Source organism: Actinoplanes sp. NPDC051405 (assembly GCF_055586185.1).
Window position 1 is genome coordinate 22,449 of sequence record NZ_JBVJIR010000020.1, and the last position, 20,161, is coordinate 42,609.

A 20,161-nucleotide genomic window follows, 5' to 3' on the forward strand; every position below is an offset into this window, starting at 1 on the left:
AAGGGACGGCTTCCCCATGCTCCGTACCCTCGCCACGGCGGTCATCCTCGCCGCCGCGGCCCTGTCGGTCCCGTCCGCCGCGCGAGCGGCCGCCGATCCCGACCTCACCCAGTACGTCAATCCGTTCGTCGGCACCGACGACAGCAACTCCCCCAACCCGGTCGGCGGCGGCGCCGGCGGCAGCACCTTCCCCGGCGCCACCGTGCCGTTCGGGATGGTGCAGTTCAGCCCGGACACCCCCACCGCCTCACCGTCGGGCTACCGCGACCGGGACCGCACCGTCGAGTCGTTCAGCCTCACCCACTTCAACGGGGCCGGCTGTCCCAACAACGAGGACATCCCTATCCTGCCGGTCACCGGCGCGCTCGGCGCCTCCCCCGGTTCCAGCTGGACGAGCTACGCATCCGCTTACACCAAGAGCAACGAGAGCGCCGAGCCCGGCTACTACCGCAACCGGCTCGACAGGTACGGCGTGGACGCGGAGCTCAGCGCGACCAAGCGCACCGGCGCGCTGAAGCTGACCTACCCGGCCAGCACGACCGCCCGGGTGCTGATCAACGCCAGCCGCTCGGCCACCGGCGACCGCGACGGCAACGTGACAATCACCGGCAACCGGGTCTGGGGTGAGCACACGGCCGGCGGGTTCTGCGGCGGCAAGACCTTCAAGATGTACTACTCGATCCAGTTCGACCGCACGCCCACCGGCTTCGGCACCTTCAAGGGCGCCACGGTGACCGCGGGCTCGTCGACCACCAGTGGCACCGGCACCGGCGCCTACGTCACCTTCGACACCACGGCCAACGCGGTCGTCAACGCCACCGTCGGCATCTCCTTCGTCAGCGTGGCCAACGCGCAGAACAACGCCACCGCCGAGGCGGCGCCCTTCGCCACCGTGCGCGCCAACGCCGACGCCGCCTGGAACACCGCCCTGAACCGTGTGCAGGTGACCGGCGGCGCCACCACCGACCTGCAGAAGTTCTACACCGCGCTCTACCACGTGCTGCAGAACCCGAACCTGTCCAGCGACACCAACGGCGAGTACCGCGGCTTCGACAACGCGGTCCACACGGCGAGCCACCCCGTCTACCAGAACTACTCCGGGTGGGACATCTACCGGTCCTGGGCGGCCCTGGTCGCCCTGACAGCCCCGGACGTGATGACCGACATCGTCAAGTCCATGGTGCTCGACGGCCAGCAGGGCGGACTGCTGCCGAAGTGGTCGCACCAGACCGTCGAGGACTTCGTCATGCCCGGCGACCCCGGCCCCATCATTGTGGCCAGCGCGTACGCGTTCGGCGTGCGCGGCTTCGACACGGCGGCGGCGCTGGCACTGATGAAGAAGAGCGGCAGCGGCGGCTCGACCCAGGGCGTGGTGCTGCGCGGCAACCAGGCCACCTACCAGGCCAACCGCTTCATCCCGGGCAACCCCTCCGAGACCCTGGAGTACGCGGCCAGCGACTTCGCGATCGCCCAGTTCGCCGGCGCGCTCGGCGACAGCGCCGGGCGCGACACGTACGCGGCCCGCTCGCAGTACTGGCGCAGCCTGTTCAACGGCGAGTCGTCCTATCTGCACACCCGTGACGGCGGCGGGGGCTGGTCGGCGAACCTGAACCCGGCCCAGGAGAGCCCGTACGTGGAGGGCAACGCCGCCCAGTACACCTGGATGGTCCCGCACAACATGGGCGCGCTGATCACTCTGATGGGCGGGCCCGGCACCGCGGTGCAGCGCCTCGACCACCACTTCACGGAGCTCAACGGCGGGCTCAGCCGGCCGTACTTCTACATCGGCAACGAGCCCGAGCACAACGTGCCGTGGACGTACAACGCCGCCCGCAAGCCGGCCGGCACCAGTGACGCCGTCCGGCGGGTGATGGCCGAATCGTTCACCACCGGCGCCGGCGGCCTGCCGGGCAACGACGACCTCGGTGCGACCTCGGCCTGGTACGTCTGGTCGGCACTGGGCCTCTACCCGGTCACGCCGGGGGCGGACACCCTGGCCGTGCACGGCGCGCTGTTCCCGAGCGTGCTGATCCGGCGCGGCCCGGGCGACATCACCATCACCGGCGGCAGCGCGGCCGACCGGTACGTGCAGTCGCTGGCGGTCGACGGGAGCACGACCAGCCACAACTACCTGCGCTACGGCGACATCGCGGACGGCGGGACGGTCACCTTCACCATGGGTGGCAGTCCGTCGGGCTGGGGCACGGGCGCTGCGGACGTACCGCCGAGCTTTGCCGCCGGGGCGACCCAGCCGCCGGCGGAACCGGATCTCGGGGCGAACCTGGCCCTGGGCCGGCCGGTGACCGGCTCGGCGGCCTGCGCCGCGAGCGAGGCCGCCGGCAAGGCGGTCGACGGCGCGCTGGCCGGCAACAGCAAATGGTGTACGTCCACCGCGCCGCGCCAGCTCCAGGTCGACCTCGGCTCGGCGCGCACAGTGTCGTCGTTCGTCGTCAAGCACGCCGGTCTGGGCGGGGAGAACACCACCTGGAACACCGGCGCGTTCACGATCGCGACCAGCACCGACGGCACCACCTTCACCCCTGCGGTGACCGTCACCGGCTCGAGGAGCAGCCGGACCTACACCCCGATCGCCGCCCGCAGCGCCCGCTACGTGCGGTTCGAGACCAGCCAGCCGGCCACCGACAGCAGCGCGGCGGCCCGGATCTACGAGCTCGAGGTGTACGGCAGCAGCAGCGCCCCGCCCGACCTGGCGCTGAACCGGCCGGCCACGGCGGACTCGTCCTGCGGCGCGAACGAGAGCCCGGCCAAGGCCTTCAACGGCAGCTGGCTGGGCGGCTGGAACGACAAGTGGTGTTCCCAGGGCTCGGCCCGGTGGGTGCAGACCGACCTGGGCACCCGGCAGCGGGTCGGCTCGGTGCTGATCCGGCACGCGGGCGCGGGCGGCGAGCTGCCGGCCTGGAACACGCGTGACTTCGACATCCAGACCTCGGATGACGGGTCCGCGTGGACGACCCGCGCGCAGGTCCGCGGCAACACCGCCGACTCCACGACCACGGCGGTCGGAGTCGACGCCCGCTACGTGCGGGTGGCGGTGGTGACGCCGACGTCCGACGGCAGCGCCGCGGCCCGCCTCTACGAGGTGCTGGTGACCGCCTGAAACCCCCGGGGTGGGGGCCGGGTCCCGCGACCCCCACCCCGGGCCAGGCCGATCAGGAGGTGATGGCGTCGATCAGGTCGCCGACCGGGCGGTCGGGCAGGGCCTTGGCGACGTCGGCGATCGCGACGATGCCGACCAGCTGGTGGCCGTCGATCACCGGCAGCCGGCGCACCTTGTGCTCGGACATCGTGCGCAGGATCTCGGCGGCGTCGTCGTCCGCGCCGATCGTTACGGGCTTGCCCTGGGCCAGCTCACCGGCCGTGCAGTCAGCCGGGTTACGGTCCTTGGCCACGACCTTCACGACGATGTCGCGGTCGGTGATCATGCCCTTGAGGCGGTTGTCCTCGCCGCAGATGGGCAGCGAGCCGACGTCGAGGTCGGCCATCTTGCGGGCGGCCTCGGCCAGGTTCTCCTTCTCACCGATGCAGGTCACGTCGGGGGTCATGATCTCGCGTGCGGTGGTCATCGGGTTCTCCCTTCGCTCGGTGGATACCTGACGCGTACCCGTCTCAGACCGTGGCAATCGTGTATGCCACCTCGTCGACGAGTTCGCGGGCCAGAAATCCGGTGCGCCCGAACCGCGGGGCGAGGCGCTGACCGCTGACCGCGTGCGCGAACGCGCCCCAGCACGCCGCCTGGGCCGGCTCGGCACCGCGGCCCAGCAGGCCCGCCACGATCCCCGCGCGCACGTCACCGCTGCCCGAGGTGCCCAGGCCCACGTCGCCGCTCTCCTCACGCCAGCGGCCGCCGTCCGCGGTGGCGATGTGCCCGAACAGGCTGACCGTCGCCTGGTAGCGCCGGGCCAGGTTGGCGGCCTCGGCGGCGAGGTCGTCACCCGGCTCGCGCCCGAGCAGCCGCTCGGCCTCGGTGACGTTCGGCGTCAGCACCACCCGCTCGGACCGGCCGGCCAGCAGGTCCTGCTCCTTGCTCAGGGCGCCGAGCGCGTACGCGTCCAGCACCATCGCGGTGTCCTTGCCGACCGCGTCGAGCACGGCGTGCAGCAGTCGCGACGTGAGGTCGATGTCGTCGAGCCCGGGACCGATCGCGACGACGTCGGCGTCCGCCGCGAGCTGCTCCAGCTCGTCCTGGGTCTCGCCCAGGCCGACGACCTTGGCCTCGGGCACGGCGATGCTCAGCGCGCTCACCGTGGACGGCTCGACCGCGAGCTGCAGGCGCCCGGCCCCGGCTCGCAGCGCCGCGACACCGGCCAGCAGCACGGCACCCGGCGTCGACCGCGACCCGCCCACGACCAGGACGGTGCCGCGGGCTTCCTTGCCGCCCTGCGGATCGGGCAGCGGCCAGTCGCGCAGCACCTGCGGCGTGATGACCCGTTCGGCCTCAGACGGGCTCGGCATTGACTTCCTCCTGCCGGGTGGGCGGCGCACCTTCCTGGTGCAGGTGGGCGACGGAGTTGAACAGCTCCGGGCGCAGCCCGTCGTCGCCGCGGCGCCAGGTGCTGATCGAGCAGTTCGCGACGGCGGTGGCGTGCGCGACCTCCATCAGCTCGGCCTCGCTCAGCGACTCGGCGAGGTAGCGCACGAGCAGCACGGTCGCCTCGTGACCGAACAGCAGGACCCGCCCACCGGGATGGTCCTGACGCAGTTCACGCAGCAGGGCGCGCAGGCGCAACAGCACGTCGGCCCAGGACTCCCCGCCCGGTGGCCGGTAGTAGAACTTGCCGTGCCGGGCGCGGCGGGCGTACTCCTCGGGCAGCCGGGCCTGCACGCCGCGGCCGGTGAGCAGGTCCAGCACGCCCAGCTCCCGGTCGCGCAGGCGCTCGTCGACCACCGCGGGGATGCCGGTGCCGGCCAGCGCCAGCTCGGCCGTCTGCCGGGTCCGCAGGTACGGCGAGACGATCGCCACCTGCGGCCGCTCGTCGCGCTCCAGCCCGCTCAGCCAGCTGCCCACCGCCTCGGCCTGCTCGCGGCCGGTATCGGACAGCGGCACGTCGGCATCGCGTTCCGGGATGTCGATGGTCTCCAGCCCGCCGGTCTCGGCATCCTGCGCGATCACGTTTCCGGTGCTCTGGCCATGACGGATGACGCCCAGCCACTGCAATTGCTCCATACCCGCCCTCTTACCCGGCCGGGGTGAGGACTACCACCAACAATGAAGCCACCCCCGGCCGTCGCGTCCGGCTGCCCTGGCCCGTTAGGAGGGAGGCAAGGTCCACGGCGCGGACCTCGCCCTGGCTACCGGAGGTATCGTGACTGACAACCAGATCAAGGCGCGGGTCAAAGCGGTGCTCAACGGCACGTCCGCGGACACCGCCACCTCGGAACACCCGCTGGTCGTGCCCGGCGGTCCGCTGCACCCGGACCACGCCTTGCAGGTGCTGACCCTGGCGCAGCGCACGGCCGAGGAACACGTCGCGATAGCCAAACGCCAGGCGGACAAGATCCGCTCCGACGCGCAGGCCGCCTCCGACCAGTCGGCCCGCGACGCCCAGGTGCACGCGCACAACGTGCGCTGCGAGGCGGACAAGGTGCTGGCTGAGGCTCGCGCCACGTCGGAGCAGGCCGCCCGCGACGCCCGGCTGCGCGCCGACGACGCCAAGCGCAACGCCGACCAGATCCTGGCCCAGGCCAAGGACGAGGCCGCGGCCATCGTCGGCGACGCCCAGGGCCACGCGGAGCAGCTCAAACTTCAGGCCCAGCAGCGCTACGAGGACTCGGTCGGCAGCCTGATCGCCAAGCGCGAGGCGCTGCAGCAGCAGATAGAGGCGCTGGAGCACTTCGACCGCGAGTACCGGGCCCGGCTCACCACCTTCATGCAGGGCCAGCTGCGCGCGCTCTGGGTCGACCGGCCGCAGGTCGGTACCGATCTCCAGGCCCCGGTGATCGGCGTCGGCGGGCCCGAGAGCGCCTCCGGTGCGGAGGGCGACGCCCCAGACCAGGCGGGCGACAGCACCGGGGAGGCCGATTCCGGCGGGCCGCGGGACGAGGACTGACCCGACGGTCGGGAGATCGGCCTTCGCCGGGCGGATCCTTCTCGATTCGCGTCCGATCGTTCTCGTCTTGCGAAGACCGATCTGTGGACTCGTGGTGAAGCACGGCGGGAGGCTCCTGTCATGACACTGACCCGACGCGCTCTGTTTAGCGGCACGGCCGCGGCGGCGGCCCTCGGGCTGACCGGATGCAGCGGCGTGACGCCGGGGCGCGACACCAGCGGGTCGCTCGACTACTGGAACCTGTTCGGCGGCGGCGACGGCGTCCGGATGACCCAGATGCTCGACGGTTTCCGGACCGCCAACCCCCGCGTCACGCTCAGCGCGGTCACCCTGGCCTGGGGCAATCCGTACTACACGAAGCTGGCCCTGGCCACGCTCGGCGACAAGCCGCCGGACGTCGCCATCTCGCACCTGACCCGGATGAAGACGCTGGTCAGCTCGGGCCTGCTGGAGGAGCTGCGGCCCGCCGACCTGGCCCGGCACGGCATCAGCGCCGACCTGTTCACCGAACGGGCCTGGCAGGCGGGACTGGTCGACGGCAAGGCGTACGCGATCCCGCTCGACACCCACCCGTTCGTGATGTTCTACAACACCGACATCTGCGAGAAGGCGGGCCTGCTCGACTCCTCCGGGGCAATGACCCCGCTGGACAGCCCCGAGAAGTTCACCGAGGCGATGCGCAAGGCCAAGGAGGCCTCCGGCGCGTACGGCGGGGTCGTGGCGATCAACAACGACACCTCGACCCCCTGGCGGATCTTCCAGTCGCTCTACAGCCAGCTGGGCGGCGAGGTCCTGGCCGACGAGGGCCGCCGGGTGGTGCTCGACGACGCCAAGGCCGGCCAGGTGCTGACCTTCCTGCAGTCGCTGACCAAGTCGGGCGTGTTCCCGGCCAGCAGCGACTACCAGGGCTCCATCGCCACGTTCGCCAACGGGCAGGCCGGCTTCTATTTCCAGGGCGAGTGGGAGATCTCCACCTTCCAGACCGCCAAGATGCCGTTCTCCATGACGCTGTTCCCCAACGTCTTCGGCGGCAACCGGTACGCCGTGCAGGCCGACTCGCACACCCTGGTCGTCCCCCGCCGGCCGGACCAGAGTCAGGCCGGTCTGGACCGCTCGCTGCTGCTGGTGCGCTCGATGCTCGACCAGAGCAAGACCTGGGCCGAGGGCGGGCACGTGCCGGCCTGGCTGCCGTTCCGCGACAGCGCCGAGTACCAGGCGATGACGCCGCAGTCGAACTACTCCGCGGCCGCCGACGCCGCCGTCTACGACGCGGAGGGCTGGTACTCCGGTTCCGGCTCCAACTTCGAGATCATCATGGGCTCCGCCGTCGCCACCGTCCTCGGCGGCCAGCAGTCCCCGGCCGACGCGATCGCCCAGATGCGCGGCCAGCTGCTGAACCTGTCCAAGACCGCGTCACCCATCTGAGGGGGTGCCTGGTGACCACCGAGACCGTCGTACGCCCCCGCCCCGCGACCGAGGACGGGCCCGCACCGGAGCAACGTCCCGGCACCGGCCTGCCCGCGCTGGGTTTTCTGGCGCCGTTCCTGATCCTCTATCTGGCGTTCATCATCGGCCCGACCATCTACGGCCTGGTGATGAGCTTCTTCGACACCAGCCTGGTCAAGCCCGGGCTGTCCGGCTTCGCGGGCTTCGGCAACTACGCCGAGGCGTTGCAGAGCAGCGACTTCTGGTCGTCGCTGTGGCACACGGTGTGGTTCACCGTGCTGACCACGCCGCCGCTGATCGTGCTCGCGTTCGTCTTCGCCCTGCTGGCCGACCGGGCCAGCCGCGGCCGGTGGTTCTTCCGGCTGGCGTTCTTCGCGCCGTTCATCCTGCCCTCGGCCGTGGTCGCGCTGATCTGGATCTTCATCTACACCCCGGGGCTCGGGCTGATCGAGACCGGCCTGCTGAAGATCGGCATCACCTCGCCGAACTGGCTCGGCGACCCGAACTGGGCCATGCCGTCGCTGGCGATGACCACCATCTGGTGGACGCTGGGGTTCAACTTCGTGCTCTACCTGGCCGGCCTGCAGGAGATCCCGCGTGACCTCTACGAGGCCTCGGCGATGGACGGCGCCTCGCCCTGGCAGCAGATCCGCAAGATCACCATCCCGATGCTCGGGCGCACCACCACGCTGGTGGCCGTGCTGCAGGTGATCGCCTCGCTCAAGGTCTTCGACCAGATGTACATCATGACCGCGGGCGGGCCGAACTTCGCCACCCGCTCGATCCTCGAGTACGTCTACGACGAGGGCTTCACCAACTTCCGGGTCGGCTACGCCGCGGCCGTGTCGATGCTGTTCTTCCTGGTCGTGCTCCTGGTCTCGGCCGTCTGGTTCACCATCGTCCGCCGCCAGGAGAAGGGGGTCTGAGCCATGACAGATCTCGCCCAGCGGGCGGAGACACGCGTCAAGCTCTTCAACCGCATCTGCTTCGGCGTGCTGATCGCCTTCGCCCTGCTCTGGCTGCTGCCGCTGGCCTGGGCGCTGGACACCGCGCTCAAGCCCAACGCCGAGACCACCCGCACCACGTGGGCCATCGCCGACCCGACCCTCGACGCGTTCAGCCGGGTGCTGCGCGACACCGACATCCTCACCTGGTTCGGCTCCAGCCTGTTCATCTCGACGCTGTCGGCGGTGGGCACCGTGCTGGTGGCCAGCCTGGCCGCGTACGCGTTGTCCCGGATGCGGTTCCGCTACCGCAACGTGGTGTTCTGGCTGGTGCTGGCCGGCATCATGATCCCCGGCCAGGTGCTGATCGTGCCCTGGTTCCGCGAGTTCGACGCGCTGGGCCTGCTCAACACGTGGTGGGCGGTGAGCCTGCCGCAGATCCCGACCGCGATCGCCGTGTTCATCTTCAAGCAGTTCTTCGACGGCCTGCCGCGCGAGCTGGAGGAGGTCGCGCGCATGGACGGCGCCGGCTACCTGCGGATCTACCGGAAGATCATCATGCCGCTGGCCCGGCCCGCGGTCGCGGCCGTGGCCATCTTCACCTTCGTCACCTCGTGGAACGACCTGCTGTGGCCGCTGCTGGTGCTGAGCAACCCGGACATCATGACCGTGCCGGTCGGCCTGGCCACGGTGCAGGGCGCCTTCGGCATCCGGTACGCGGACACGATGGCGTCGGCTATTCTCGGCGCGATTCCGCTCGTCGCCGTGTTCCTGCTGTTCCAGCGTCATATCGTCGAGGGCATCGCCGGCAGCGGCCTGAAAGGTTGAGCATGCTTTCCGCCACCATGACCGTCGATCCCGCGTTCCGGGTGGGCGACGTGGACCCGCGGCTGTACGGCTCGTTCGTCGAGCACATGGGCCGCTGCGTCTACACCGGCATCTACGAGCCCGGGCACCCGAGCGCCGACGAGAACGGCTTCCGGCAGGACACCGCGGACCTGGTCCGCGAGCTGGGTGTCCCGCTGGTGCGCTACCCCGGTGGCAACTTCGTCTCGGGTTACCGCTGGGAGGACGGCATCGGCCCGGTCGGCGAGCGGCCCACCCGCCTCGACCTGGCCTGGCGCTCGCTGGAGTCCAACCACGTCGGTGTCGGCGAGTTCCTGACCTGGGCCCGGACCGTCGGCGTGGAGCCGATGATGGCGGTCAACCTGGGCACCCGGGGCATCGACGCGGCCCGGTCCCTGGTGGAGTACTGCAACCTGCCCGGCGGCACGTACTGGTCGGACCTGCGCGGCGGGCAGCCGTACGGGATCAAGACCTGGTGCCTGGGCAACGAGATGGACGGCCCGTGGCAGATCGGCCACAAGACCGCTTCGGAGTACGCCCGCCTGGCGCTGGAGACGGCCAAGGCGATGCGCCAGGTCGACCCGTCGATCGAGCTCGTCGCCTGCGGCAGCTCGGGCCGGCAGATGCCGACGTTCGGCAGCTGGGAGGCCACGGTGCTGGCCGAGACGTACGACGCCGTCGACTACGTGTCGATGCACGCCTACTACCAGCAGCACGACGACGACCGGGACAGCTTCCTGGCCTGCGCCACCGACATGGACCAGTTCATCGACGAGCTCATCGCGACGGCCGACCACGTACGCGCGGTGGGCCGGCACAGTAAGCGGATCAACATCTCGTTCGACGAGTGGAACGTCTGGTACCAGAGCCGCTTCGCCGGCGAGAAGAACCTGGACGTCGAGCACCAGCCCCGGCTGATCGAGGACGTCTACTCGGTCACCGACGCGGTCGTGGTCGGCAACCTGCTGATCAGCCTGCTGCGCCACGCCGACCGGGTGAAGATCGGCTGCCAGGCGCAGCTGGTCAACGTCATCGCCACGATCATGACCGAGCCGGGCGGCACGGCGTGGCGGCAGGCGAGCTTCCACCCGTACGCGCTGACGACCCGCTACGGGCGCGGCACCGTGTTGCAGCCGGCCATCACGGCACCGACGCACGAGACGGCCCGGCACGGCGAGGTCCCGCTGCTGGACGCGGTCGCCGTGCGGACGGAGACGGGCGTGGTGCTCTTCGCGGTGAACAGGTCGCAGACCGAGCCGATGACCCTGGACGTGGACCTGCGTGCCCTGCCCGGCCTGACCTCCGCCACCCACACGGTGCTCGCGGACGACGACCCGGACGCGATCAACACCGCCCAGCAGCCCGACCGGGTGCGGCCGCGCGACCTGAGCGAGCCCAAGCTGGACGGTGGCCGGCTACGGGCCGAGCTCCCGGCCCTGTCCTGGAACATGATCAGGATCGGCGGCTGAACCGCAGCTCCATCCAGGGCCGCTCGCGGCCGTCCGCATCCCGGACGACCCAGTGCGCCCGCATCGACCGGCCGTCGGCGGCCACGCGCAGCACGGCGTGGGCCGTCGCGGCCCGGAAGGTCCACTGCCCGTCCCCGTCGACGGTGGCCGCCGACGTCTCGACGCCGCCCCGATCGTCGTAGGCCCGGGTGGGAAAGGCCCGTAGCGCGGGGTCGTAGGGCTCGAAGATCTCCAGGGCCCGGCTGCGCTCCCCGCCGATCACCACGTCGACGCGGTGCACGACGAACGGACCGAGCCACTCGTAGGCGTCGGTGCCGTCGACCCCGGCGACCACGGTGCTGCCGTCCTCGCCGAACATCTCTCCCCGGGTGTGCCAGTCGCCGATGAGCGGCGCCAGCGTCGGGTGATCCGTTTCGCTCATCCGATCAGGGTCGCATCCTCGAAGACCAGCGGCGCCCAGCGCGGCGCGCCGGCGCGTCCGTGTTTGGGGTCGACGCCGACGAAGCGGGCGCCACCGATCCTGGTGAACGTGTGCCGGGCCGCCCAGTCCACGGTGCTGCGCTGCCGGATCCGCTCGCCGCACAGCCAGGCGCGGTGGCGGAAGTCGACAATGCTCGAGTGGCCGTGCAACTGGCTGAACGGGGGCGGCTCGGCGGCGTGCAGCCAGGACTCGTACACGTCGGGGCCGGCCTCCGCCCACAGTGGGCCCCGGTCGTGCCACAGCAGCTCGTCGGGCCGGGTGTTGAGCGGGTCCGCGGCTGTGCCGGCGGTGACCGGCGCGCCGAGCTCCTGCCAGGCACCTACGGTCAGCGAGGCATGGGTGAGCAGGAACTCCTCGCCCTCGGCGGTCCGCAGCGCGGCGGCCACCCGCAGCTGGTCGCGCAGCCACCAGCCGCGCAGGAGGGCGGCGTCGCTCTCGGCGAGCGGCTCCGGCCAGAACGCGTCACCGCCGAGGTACTGCGACTCGTGGTTGCCGATGAGCTGGATCCAGCGGGCGGGCGCGTCCGCCAGCCGCTCGGCCACGAAGGCCAGCACGCCGGAGCTGTCCGGCCCGCGGTCGACCAGGTCCCCGACCTGGATGATCACGGTGTCCTCGTCGCGGGTCAGCCCGCCGACCGCGTCCGCCAGGTGCCGTGCACACCCACCGACGTCTCCGACCACCACGACCCGCGTCATCGCCTCACCTCCGTGCCGACGACGATAGCCCTTGCCCGGTCGATGGATCCCGTCCGGCACAATCGGGGACCTGATACCCGCTCGAGACCCCACCGGAGCTGCTCCTCCATGTCGTCATGGCCGATCTGGACCGTGGGTGCCGTGCTGCTGATCGGGGCGGGTTCCGCGGCGGTCGCGGTGCCCCGGCTGCGGGCCGGTGAGCTGCACCGGCGTACGGAATGGTCGGCCGCCCGGGCCGCGATCGACACGGCCACCGTCAGCCGCGACGCCTGCCCGGTCCCGGTCGCCGAGGCCGAGCAGCTGCTGAGCCGGGCCGAGCTGATCGCCGCGGGTCGCGGAGGGCGGGCGGCGGCCCGCTCGGCGGCCGAGTGCGCGCGGCAGGCCGACGCGCTGTGGCGGGAGGCCGCGCGTGGCTGACCGTTTCCCGCGGCGGCGGCCGGAGTGGCTGCGCTGGGCGGTGCTCGGCGTCGCCGCCGGCATCCTGGTGATCTTCCTGGGGGCCCAGCGGCAGAGCATCGACGTCAGTTACGGCGCGTCCCCGTCGACCGCGCAGCGCATCGACCAGCAGGCGCCCGGTTCGGCGAGCGTGCCCTCGGTCGAGGAGATGAGCGCGCTGATCCGGGCGAAGCCGGTGGTCCGGCTGCCCGGTGCCATCGCGTCCTGGGACGAGGCGGCGGTCCGCGCGGCGGCCGGTGGCGCCGAGGTACGCATCCTGGTCGCGCCGCCCGGGCTGGACAAGGCCGCACAGGAACGGGTCCGCGACGTCGAGGAGGCCACCGTCCGGATCATCGGCACCCAGGTCAGCGGCGGGCTCTACCGGTCCACCGGCAGCACGGCGGCCGACTGGCGGTCCCAGTTCGCCACCGGTGACGTGACGACACTGCTGGTGGGCCTGGTCGCGGAGCTCAACGACCAGCCGGCGCCGGCGGAGACCGACCGGTTGGCGCGCCGCGAGCCGACCCCCGCGGAGCTGCGGGCGGTCACCGAGGACCTGCGGCGCACGGGGGTGCACGTCGCTGCGGGCGCCACCCTGACCGACGTGCCGGCGACTGCCACGGCGGCGGCTTTCCCGGGCCGCAAAGCGTTGTCCGTGGCCCTGCCCCAGCAGCCGGCCGGAAAGCCGGTTCCCCGGTACGGACCGGCGCTCGCGGCGAGCTTCCCGGACACCCCGATCCTCGTGATGTACGGCTCGTGGATCGAGTACGACGGTCCGGACGCGGCCGGATTCGCCGAGCTGACCACGGCCACCTACTACGGCCGGTTCGGTGATCTGCTCAGCCGGTCGGCGTACCCGCAGCGGGCGGTGCTGGCCACGTACCTGGACCGGGTCGCCGACGAGCGCTACTCGGGCCTGTTCGACCGGCCGCTGCCGTACCGTCCGCTCGACCCGGTCCGGGTCGCCCTGCCCGCCCTGCCATGGTTGTTCACCGCCTGCGTCGTCGTCTTCCTGCTGCTGTCGGCGCGTTCCGCGCGCCGGCCCGCCCCCAGCGCGCCGAGTCCGGGCACCCCCGCCCGGCTGGCCGGCCTGACCGGGCTGGCTGTCGAGATGTCGGCGCTCACCTCCCGGGCCGGTGACCCGGCGCTGACCCGCGGCATCACCAAACTGCTGGCGGCCCGCGACGCGCTCGCCGGGAACCTGCCGGATCCGCACGTCCGCGAGCTGCTCGACGACGCCGAGGCCGAGCTCGACGAGGCGGCCCGGCTGCTGCCCGACGGCTACCGTCCCGGCGACTACCTGCGGCGGAGGCCGGTGTGACCAGACGAGTCACGCCGTTCGGCCTCGCCGTGCTGGCCTGCCTGATCCTGGCCGGCTGGGCGCTGTGGTCCGGCGGCATCGCGGACGGGCCGATCGCCCGGCAGGTCCGCTCGTCGTCGATCTACGCGGCCCCCGGCATCGACCTGGACCGCCCGGCCGCGCAACGGGTGATCGGCAACCGCCGGCTGGTCGTGATCATGCTGGCGCCCGGCACGGACGACCTGCGGCAGGGCTGCGACGCCGCCCGGCCGGCGGCCGAGGGCACGCTCGTGCTGGTGCTCAGCCGGCAGGAAGACGAGTACGACGCGTACGGCTGCGCGCTGCTGCCCGGCGTCGACGACGAGAACTTCGGCAAGGCCGCGGTCGCCGAGACGACGATCGGCTCGGGCATCGACGGGTTCGCCGACCGGCCGCTGGAAGCGCTGAAGGTGGTCGCCGTCAACTACGACGGGCTGGTCAAGGCCGGGGTGGTGCCCGACGGCGCGCGGACCATCAGCCCGTCGCTGCCGCGCTATCTGATCGCGGCGGCGGCGACCGCGGCGGTCCTGCTGGGCGCGGCCGGGCTGTACGTCGCCGGGCGCCGGGCCGGGCGGCTGGCGGTCGCCGAGCATGAGCGCCGGGCCGCGGCCGTCGACGCCGGGAACGCCACCAGCGCCGCCGCGGCGGTCCTGGCGCAGCAGATCGTCGAGCTGGACGGGCGTTCGCCTCGAGGGCGGCGCAAGACCTTCGACAAGCAGTACCGGCGGCTTGCCGGTGACTACGCCGAGCTGCTCGGCGACCTCGCGGACGGCACGGGTTCCGCGGCGCTGGACCGGCGGATCGAGGCGCTCAGCAAGCGGTGCCGGGAGCTGGCCGCCCGGACGACGTAAGGTCCTTGCGGCTGCTCACGCGGCTGGCTCGTCCTGGGCCGCGTCGCGCCAGCCCGGCTCAGCTGGCTCGGTCCCGCGCTGCGTCGCACCAGCCGAGTTCGGCGGCCAGGCCGCGGGCGGTCTCGACGAGCTCGATCGCCCACCGCGACGGGTGGTGGGCCCGCCACAGCATCGACCACGGGTAGCGGGGCACCGACGCATCGAGCGGCCGCCAGACCAGCTCCGCGGAAACGCCCGCCGTCGACTCCGGGGTGCAGAGCACGCAGCGGCCCTGCAGCACCAGGTCCACGGCCGCGCGCAGCGTCTGCACGCTGCCGGTGAACAGGGTCGGGAAGAAGCCCGCGGACCGGCACACCTCCGCGACGAAGCCGTTGAACTCGGGCGCCTGGTCCTCGTCGGCGAGCAGCAGCGTCTCGCCGCGCAGGTCGCTGACCGGGACGTGGGTCAGGGCGGCGTACGGGTGCCCGGCCGGGACCAGCACGCCCAGCGGATCGAGCCGGAAGATCTCCGCGGCGATCTCCGGCGCTGCCCCGGGCAGCCGCCCGATGCCCACGTCGAGCCGGCCGTCGGCGAGCAGCCGGCACTGCTCCGGTACGCCCGCGAGCACCTGGTGGATCTCCAGCTCGGGGTGGCGGCCCTGCACCGCGCGCAGCACCGGCCGTACCGCGTCGTAGCCCTCGTCGAGCACCCCGACCCGCAGCGTCGGCGCGGCGAGCGCCATGCCCTGGGCCAGCACGGCGGCCCGGTCGACGTGCTCGACGATCTGCCGGGCCTCGATCAGGAAGCGGGCGCCGGCCGGGGTGAGGGCGACGTGCCGCGTGGTCCGGTCGACCAGCAGCACGCCGACCGCGCGTTCGAGGCGTTGCACCTGGGCGCTGAGCGCCGAGGGGACGATGTGTTCGCGGGCCGCGGCCCGGCCGAAGTGCAGTTCCTCGGCGAGGGTGACGAAATAGCGCAGCTGGCGCAGCTCGATGCGGTTGCCGCCGACCGTGTCGGAGACGGCGCGGAGAGCGGAGTGCCGGGGCAGGGTGCTCATGGTGCGACCTCCTCGATGACCCCGCTCATCCCATCGATACGTCCTTCGCAGTGTTATCGCTAACATTCACGTAGTCAAGGCGTAACAGAGCGGCAACATGACCCCTCGCAGGCCGTTGTTAGCGGTCACATGGGAAACCCCGGCGTTCCAATAGTTGATATAGTCGACCAAGTTAGTAGACAAGGCAGGGATTCTCGCCGAAACTCGACCGATGGATCTCACCCTGGCTTTCGCCGGACTTGGCGTCGGCATCGTGGTCGGACTCACCGGCATGGGCGGCGGGGCCCTGATGACCCCCATCCTGGTCCTGGTCTTCGGCGTCCCGCCGGTCGCCGCGGTCTCCAGCGACCTGGCGGCCAGTGCGGTGATGAAGCCGTTCGGCGGCTGGGTGCACGCCCGCCGCGGCACGGTGAACTGGCGCCTCGTCGCCTGGCTCTGCGCCGGCAGCATCCCCAGCGCCTTCCTCGGGGTCCTGCTGCTGCGCCTGCTCGGCGACGACGAGACCGTGCAGCACACGATCAAAATCGCTCTCGGCGGCGCACTGTTGCTGGCCGCCGGCGGCATGCTGCTCAAGGCCTGGGTGACGAGGAACCAGCGCGGCGACGGCCCGGCCGAGCCGATCACCGTACGCCCGATCCCCACCCTGCTGGTCGGCGTGGGCGGCGGCGTGATCGTGGGCCTGACCTCGGTCGGCTCCGGCTCCCTGATCATCGTGGCGCTGCTGGCCCTGTACCCGAAACTGCGCGCCAACGACCTGGTCGGCACCGACCTGATCCAGGCCATCCCCCTGGTGATCTCCGCGGCGGTGGGCCACGCCCTCTTCGGCGACCTGCAACTGGACATCGCGGGCGCGGTGCTGGTCGGCTCGATCCCGGGTGTGCTGCTGGGCGCGCGGATCTCGTCGCGGGCGCCGGGCGGCATCGTACGGGCAGCGCTGGTGATCGTGCTGCTGGCGAGCGCACTCAAGCTGCTGGACGTGCCGACTGCGGCGGTGGGCGTGATCACCGGGACGGCGGTTCTCGTCGCTGTGGGATGGGCGATCTGGCGGCGGAACCACCGGCCGGCCGCCACCGTGCCCAGCCGGAGCGAGGCGACGGAGGACGAGCACCAGGAAAGCGTGAGCGCTCGCTGAGCCGGGTCGCTGTCGCTACTCGTAGTCGGAGCGTTGATCCGCGACGATGCCGATGGCCAGGATGACAGCGGCAATTACCACCGGCCACAGGACCGCGCCCGTGAAGCTGCCGACGGCGCTCTCCGCCCGGGCCCGGCGTTGATGCCACTGACCGAGCAGGACGCAGACGACCAGGCCCGAGGCGACAGCCAGCCAGGCGACGGCGACGTGTCGCACCACGGCGGCGAGGAGCAGCATCGCCAGCCAGACGACCAGCGATTGCCCGAGGCCGTGAGCGAAACGATCTCTGCGCACCCCGCCACCGTAGCGGGGACGGCTGAGCCCGCGATGCGGCGGCAAGCCGCTGATTGCGACCGCCGTCGCGCCGACCGGAAGGGCCGAAGAGACGCTGAGCACCTCGCGCACCGATGAGGTGCGCGCCCGCACAGACGGTGGCGTCACATGGTGTGCTGGCGTAGCAGGGCGTTGATCTGACGCAGGTGCTCGACGGTGTTGGGCGGCACCGGATCCGGATTGAAGTGCATGACGTTGTTGCGGATCCGTCGTATCTCGCCGAGGCGTTCGACGAACGCCTGCCGGTCCAGCGGCCATCCCAGCCGCTGCCAGAGGTCCGGCTTCTCGAGGACACGTTGATAGTCACCCATCGTCATGTTGGCGTGCGTCTTGATCCGGTCCCCGCGGGGATTGCAGGCTCCGATGACGTCAGCGAGGGGTATCGACCGGGTGATCGCCCGGCGCAGCAGACGATCGAGATGGCCGATGAGGATGAAGGGATTGGTCATCTCCCCGTACCGGAGGGCGACGTCGGCTGCGGTGATGATGCCGGCGACCGCCCGCGTGTCGTTGCGAACGAAGATGAAGCCACGCCTGCGGAGTTCGGGAAGAACCTCGACCAGTTCGGTGCGGTAGCCGACGACTCTCACGTCATCGACCGTGGCGTCGGCCAGGGTGGCATCGGGCTTCTTGAGCCGGGACTCGGCGATCGACTGCCAGGTGACCGCGCCCCGCAGGTTGTGCTGGCCGGCCAGCACTGCGAGCTGGGAGACGTCGTTGAGCAGTAGTTTGGTGACGGCCTCTTGGATGGAGGCGTTGGGCGCCACGGAGACAACACCGGCGAGTGCCGACGGAAGATGCCCGACCACAAGACCGACATGGCGGTCGTCCGCGTCGTCGTCGTCCTCTGCGGACGGTATAGCGGCCTCGGCGGCCTCTTCGTTCTCATGTTCGGCGTCCTGCTCGGCGGTGATGACCGAGACGGTCGTGTCGAGCGTGACGCTGCGGAAGTCCGGCCGGGTCGCGAGGCCATGGTTGGCGAGATCCGCCTGGATCCGCGCGATCTGGCCGCCCCGATCCTTGGCTCCCCACATGGAGAGCAACACACTGACCGAGACGCGCTCCGGGGCTTCACCTTCGGCGCGCTTACGCGCGTCCCGCAGCCACTCATGGACTCGGCTGATCGAAGCCCTGTCCTCCGGCGACTCCTCGGGATCGGCGATCTCTCCGGCCACGGCCCGGTCGAGCAGTTCCTGCCGGAGCGAATCCAGCAGGCGGCCGTTCGACTCCACCACCCACGCGTGCCATCCGTCGACTGCCTGCATGCCGGCCGCAACCATCGCGGCCCGAGAGGGCGACCGGTACTCCACTCCGTCAGCGAGCCGCAACCGGCCTGATGCAGTGACCTCGGCCGTGAAGACCTTCTTCATGCGGCGCCGGGTGAAGCGCACTCTGTCCCCAGGCTTGAGCAGATCCGCCGCGAGCAGGTCCGCCAAGGTGACCCGGCGGCCGTCGATGAGGTGCATGGAGCGGCCGGTCGACTCGCCCTCCGCGGGAGCGCTCACCACTTGGCCAGCCCCTCGAATTTCCTCCGCACCCCGATGGCGTGGTGGAGCAGCTTGCGGACAGCGTCGTCGGTCTTGATGCGCTTCGGCAGCGTCAGGCCCATGGCGGCCCCGATCGCGATCAGGTCCACCAGCCGCGCTTTTCGGCCGTCGAACCGCAACGTGTTCAAGTACGCAAGGCCGTCATCGATCGAGTCCTGGCTGCGCAGAGTTGCCGCTACCTCGGCGTAGACCGGGTCGTCCGCGGTCCCCTGGGCCGGTCGGCGTCGCGCGATGTTGCCGTCTGGTGCAGGCGCCGGCCTGGTCGACGGCGGTGTCGCGGGCCGCGTGACTTCGGCGTCGACATCAACGTCGGCGGGAGGAGCCCAGGTGAGCTCAAGACGACCCGCGGCGAAGTCGGTCAACCGCTGCGCCGGCTGCTGCGCCACAAATCCGAACAACCGGTGCAAGAAGCGCGCGACTTCAACGATGTCCGTAGTCATGAGAGCCGCCCTTTCCCGGTGACGGCGGCAACGAACTCATCCATGATCGCGCGCAATTCGACGCTCACATCATCGGCGAACGGTGCGGTCAGCACAGCGGGCACACCCGTCGACCCGGCGTCGGCGAAGAATCGCGGACTGTTGCGAAGAGTCGCAGCGAAGATCGGCATGACGTCGAGAGCCCGAAGATTCTCGATCTGTTCCCGCTGGATCCCGGTCGGCTGACCCGCATGCACTTGCGTCATGGTGAAGACGACGCCGGCGAACTCCGGGCCGATACGCCGGCCGGCTGCCCGGCCGTCCGGGTCGAAGTCGGCGTAACCGTTGTATTCACGCACGAGCAGATCGACACTGCCCCGCAGGTAGCCGATGCCGAGGGTGGACAAATAATCCGGCTTGGCCGGCACCAGAACGTAGTCACTCGCCACGATGGCCGTCTTCGTCACCAGGCCGAAGTTGGGAGCGCAGTCGATCAGGATCACGTCGTAGTCGCCGAAGACCGGCGCGTGCAGGGCCTCGGCCAGGCACCCGTGGACCCTCAGGAAGCGACGCTTGCTCTCGGCCATGGTCGTGCCGCCCAGCCCGGAGGCCAGTTCAAGGTCGATGTTGATCAGACCGAGATGGGAAGCGATGAGATCAAGCCTGCCGGCGTTGTCCTTCACCACGCCGTTGACCCGTTCGGGCGTCAGGATCAGCTCATCGAGGGGCACTTCCCGCCCGGGCACTTCACCGTCGTACCAACGTTTGATCGTGCGATGCTCACGCAAATCGGTCTGCCACTCATCGATCGAGTAGAACGACAATGTCAGATTGGCCTGGGGATCGAGATCGATCATCAGGACACGGAACCCGTTGTTGGCGATTCCTGCGGCGAGATTGGCGGTGAGCGTGGTTTTCCCCACGCCACCCTTGTAATTCATCACGGACACCACGTGCACGAGAGACCCCCAGGATCCTGCGCCGGAAATCCAGTCCACCATCGATTTCCGGTGCCGGGCAAACCTGCGGTAGCCGCGCGGAAGAGATTCAGTAGGAGCGATGAATGCGCTCCAGCCCGGCGGACGACCGCCGGGCTGGAGTTGTCAGCAGCTGCGTGGTG

General features: G+C 71.0%; 20 protein-coding genes. 10 read left to right on the top strand and 10 right to left on the bottom strand.

The genetic code is table 11. The annotated features are described in order from the left end of the window. The first annotated feature begins 16 nt into the window (after positions 1-16). Positions 17-3,118, top strand: coding sequence for a GH92 family glycosyl hydrolase (locus ACZ6S4_RS35190; RefSeq protein ID WP_465479055.1), 3,102 nt, complete (start codon positions 17-19; stop codon positions 3,116-3,118). Between the two features lie 52 nt (positions 3,119-3,170). Here the strand turns inward: ACZ6S4_RS35190 and ACZ6S4_RS35195 are convergent, their stop codons facing one another. Genes ACZ6S4_RS35195 through ACZ6S4_RS35205 form a run of 3 tightly spaced genes read right to left on the bottom strand, consistent with a single transcriptional unit; the run spans position 3,171 to position 5,185 of the window. After that, positions 3,171-3,584 carry a CBS domain-containing protein gene (locus tag ACZ6S4_RS35195; RefSeq protein ID WP_465479056.1) on the bottom strand — a complete coding sequence of 138 codons (414 nt, stop codon included), beginning with the start codon at positions 3,582-3,584 and terminating at the stop codon, positions 3,171-3,173. Positions 3,585-3,627: 43 nt separating this feature from the next. Continuing rightward, the gene (locus tag ACZ6S4_RS35200) at positions 3,628-4,473 is read right to left on the bottom strand and encodes an NAD(P)H-hydrate dehydratase (protein ID WP_465479057.1); all 846 of its coding nucleotides are present in this window, start codon (positions 4,471-4,473) and stop codon (positions 3,628-3,630) included. Beyond that, positions 4,457-5,185 (bottom strand): histidine phosphatase family protein, encoded by a 729-nt coding sequence (locus ACZ6S4_RS35205; protein WP_465479058.1) that lies wholly within the window; start codon positions 5,183-5,185, stop codon positions 4,457-4,459. The genes ACZ6S4_RS35200 and ACZ6S4_RS35205 overlap by 17 nt, the downstream gene beginning before the upstream one ends. A gap of 139 nt (positions 5,186-5,324) precedes the next feature. Between ACZ6S4_RS35205 and ACZ6S4_RS35210 the strand changes: the two genes are divergently transcribed. From ACZ6S4_RS35210 to arfA, 5 genes are all read left to right on the top strand, one after another. Continuing rightward, positions 5,325-6,068 (top strand): hypothetical protein, encoded by a 744-nt coding sequence (locus ACZ6S4_RS35210; protein WP_465479059.1) that lies wholly within the window; start codon positions 5,325-5,327, stop codon positions 6,066-6,068. Between the two features lie 120 nt (positions 6,069-6,188). After that, positions 6,189-7,493, top strand: a complete 1,305-nt coding sequence (locus tag ACZ6S4_RS35215; RefSeq protein ID WP_465479060.1) for an extracellular solute-binding protein — start codon at positions 6,189-6,191, stop codon at positions 7,491-7,493. An 11-nt stretch (positions 7,494-7,504) separates the two neighbouring features. Further along, complete coding sequence (locus ACZ6S4_RS35220) at positions 7,505-8,440, top strand: carbohydrate ABC transporter permease (RefSeq protein WP_465479061.1); 936 nt, start codon at positions 7,505-7,507, stop codon at positions 8,438-8,440. 3 nt (positions 8,441-8,443) lie between these two features. Next, on the top strand, positions 8,444-9,286 hold the full coding sequence (locus tag ACZ6S4_RS35225; RefSeq protein WP_465479062.1) for a carbohydrate ABC transporter permease: 843 nt from the start codon (positions 8,444-8,446) through the stop codon (positions 9,284-9,286). Between the two features lie 2 nt (positions 9,287-9,288). After that, entirely contained in the window at positions 9,289-10,773 is a 1,485-nt protein-coding gene (arfA, locus tag ACZ6S4_RS35230) for an arabinosylfuranosidase ArfA (protein ID WP_465479063.1), read from the top strand. Here the strand turns inward: arfA and ACZ6S4_RS35235 are convergent. Continuing rightward, the gene (locus ACZ6S4_RS35235) at positions 10,757-11,194 is read right to left on the bottom strand and encodes a hypothetical protein (protein WP_465479064.1); all 438 of its coding nucleotides are present in this window, start codon (positions 11,192-11,194) and stop codon (positions 10,757-10,759) included. The genes arfA and ACZ6S4_RS35235 overlap by 17 nt on opposite strands. After that, positions 11,191-11,949, bottom strand: coding sequence for a metallophosphoesterase (locus ACZ6S4_RS35240; RefSeq protein WP_465479065.1), 759 nt, complete (start codon positions 11,947-11,949; stop codon positions 11,191-11,193). Before ACZ6S4_RS35240 ends, ACZ6S4_RS35235 begins: the two co-directional genes overlap by 4 nt. A gap of 108 nt (positions 11,950-12,057) precedes the next feature. Here ACZ6S4_RS35240 and ACZ6S4_RS35245 point away from each other — a divergent pair, with 108 nt between their 5' ends. The 3 genes from ACZ6S4_RS35245 to ACZ6S4_RS35255 are packed head-to-tail and all read left to right on the top strand — an operon-like array spanning position 12,058 to position 14,574. Beyond that, complete coding sequence (locus ACZ6S4_RS35245) at positions 12,058-12,366, top strand: DUF6403 family protein (protein WP_465479066.1); 309 nt, start codon at positions 12,058-12,060, stop codon at positions 12,364-12,366. Beyond that, positions 12,359-13,705, top strand: coding sequence for a hypothetical protein (locus tag ACZ6S4_RS35250; protein ID WP_465479067.1), 1,347 nt, complete (start codon positions 12,359-12,361; stop codon positions 13,703-13,705). Before ACZ6S4_RS35245 ends, ACZ6S4_RS35250 begins: the two co-directional genes overlap by 8 nt. Next, positions 13,702-14,574 (top strand): hypothetical protein, encoded by an 873-nt coding sequence (locus ACZ6S4_RS35255; protein WP_465479068.1) that lies wholly within the window; start codon positions 13,702-13,704, stop codon positions 14,572-14,574. The genes ACZ6S4_RS35250 and ACZ6S4_RS35255 overlap by 4 nt, the downstream gene beginning before the upstream one ends. Before the next feature lie 58 nt (positions 14,575-14,632). Here the strand turns inward: ACZ6S4_RS35255 and ACZ6S4_RS35260 are convergent, their stop codons facing one another. Beyond that, positions 14,633-15,610 carry a LysR family transcriptional regulator gene (locus ACZ6S4_RS35260; protein WP_465479069.1) on the bottom strand — a complete coding sequence of 326 codons (978 nt, stop codon included), beginning with the start codon at positions 15,608-15,610 and terminating at the stop codon, positions 14,633-14,635. A gap of 211 nt (positions 15,611-15,821) precedes the next feature. Between ACZ6S4_RS35260 and ACZ6S4_RS35265 the strand changes: the two genes are divergently transcribed. Beyond that, positions 15,822-16,742 carry a sulfite exporter TauE/SafE family protein gene (locus ACZ6S4_RS35265; RefSeq protein WP_465479070.1) on the top strand — a complete coding sequence of 307 codons (921 nt, stop codon included), beginning with the start codon at positions 15,822-15,824 and terminating at the stop codon, positions 16,740-16,742. 15 nt (positions 16,743-16,757) lie between these two features. Here the strand turns inward: ACZ6S4_RS35265 and ACZ6S4_RS35270 are convergent, their stop codons facing one another. From ACZ6S4_RS35270 to ACZ6S4_RS35285, 4 genes are all read right to left on the bottom strand, one after another. After that, complete coding sequence (locus ACZ6S4_RS35270) at positions 16,758-17,036, bottom strand: hypothetical protein (RefSeq protein ID WP_465479071.1); 279 nt, start codon at positions 17,034-17,036, stop codon at positions 16,758-16,760. 143 nt (positions 17,037-17,179) lie between these two features. Then, complete coding sequence (locus ACZ6S4_RS35275) at positions 17,180-18,583, bottom strand: restriction system modified-DNA reader domain-containing protein (RefSeq protein WP_465479072.1); 1,404 nt, start codon at positions 18,581-18,583, stop codon at positions 17,180-17,182. Continuing rightward, on the bottom strand, positions 18,577-19,062 hold the full coding sequence (locus tag ACZ6S4_RS35280) for a hypothetical protein (RefSeq protein ID WP_465479073.1): 486 nt from the start codon (positions 19,060-19,062) through the stop codon (positions 18,577-18,579). Before ACZ6S4_RS35280 ends, ACZ6S4_RS35275 begins: the two co-directional genes overlap by 7 nt. Continuing rightward, positions 19,059-20,042 (bottom strand): ParA family protein, encoded by a 984-nt coding sequence (locus ACZ6S4_RS35285; RefSeq protein ID WP_465479074.1) that lies wholly within the window; start codon positions 20,040-20,042, stop codon positions 19,059-19,061. The genes ACZ6S4_RS35280 and ACZ6S4_RS35285 overlap by 4 nt, the downstream gene beginning before the upstream one ends. Between the last annotated feature and the right edge of the window lie 119 nt (positions 20,043-20,161).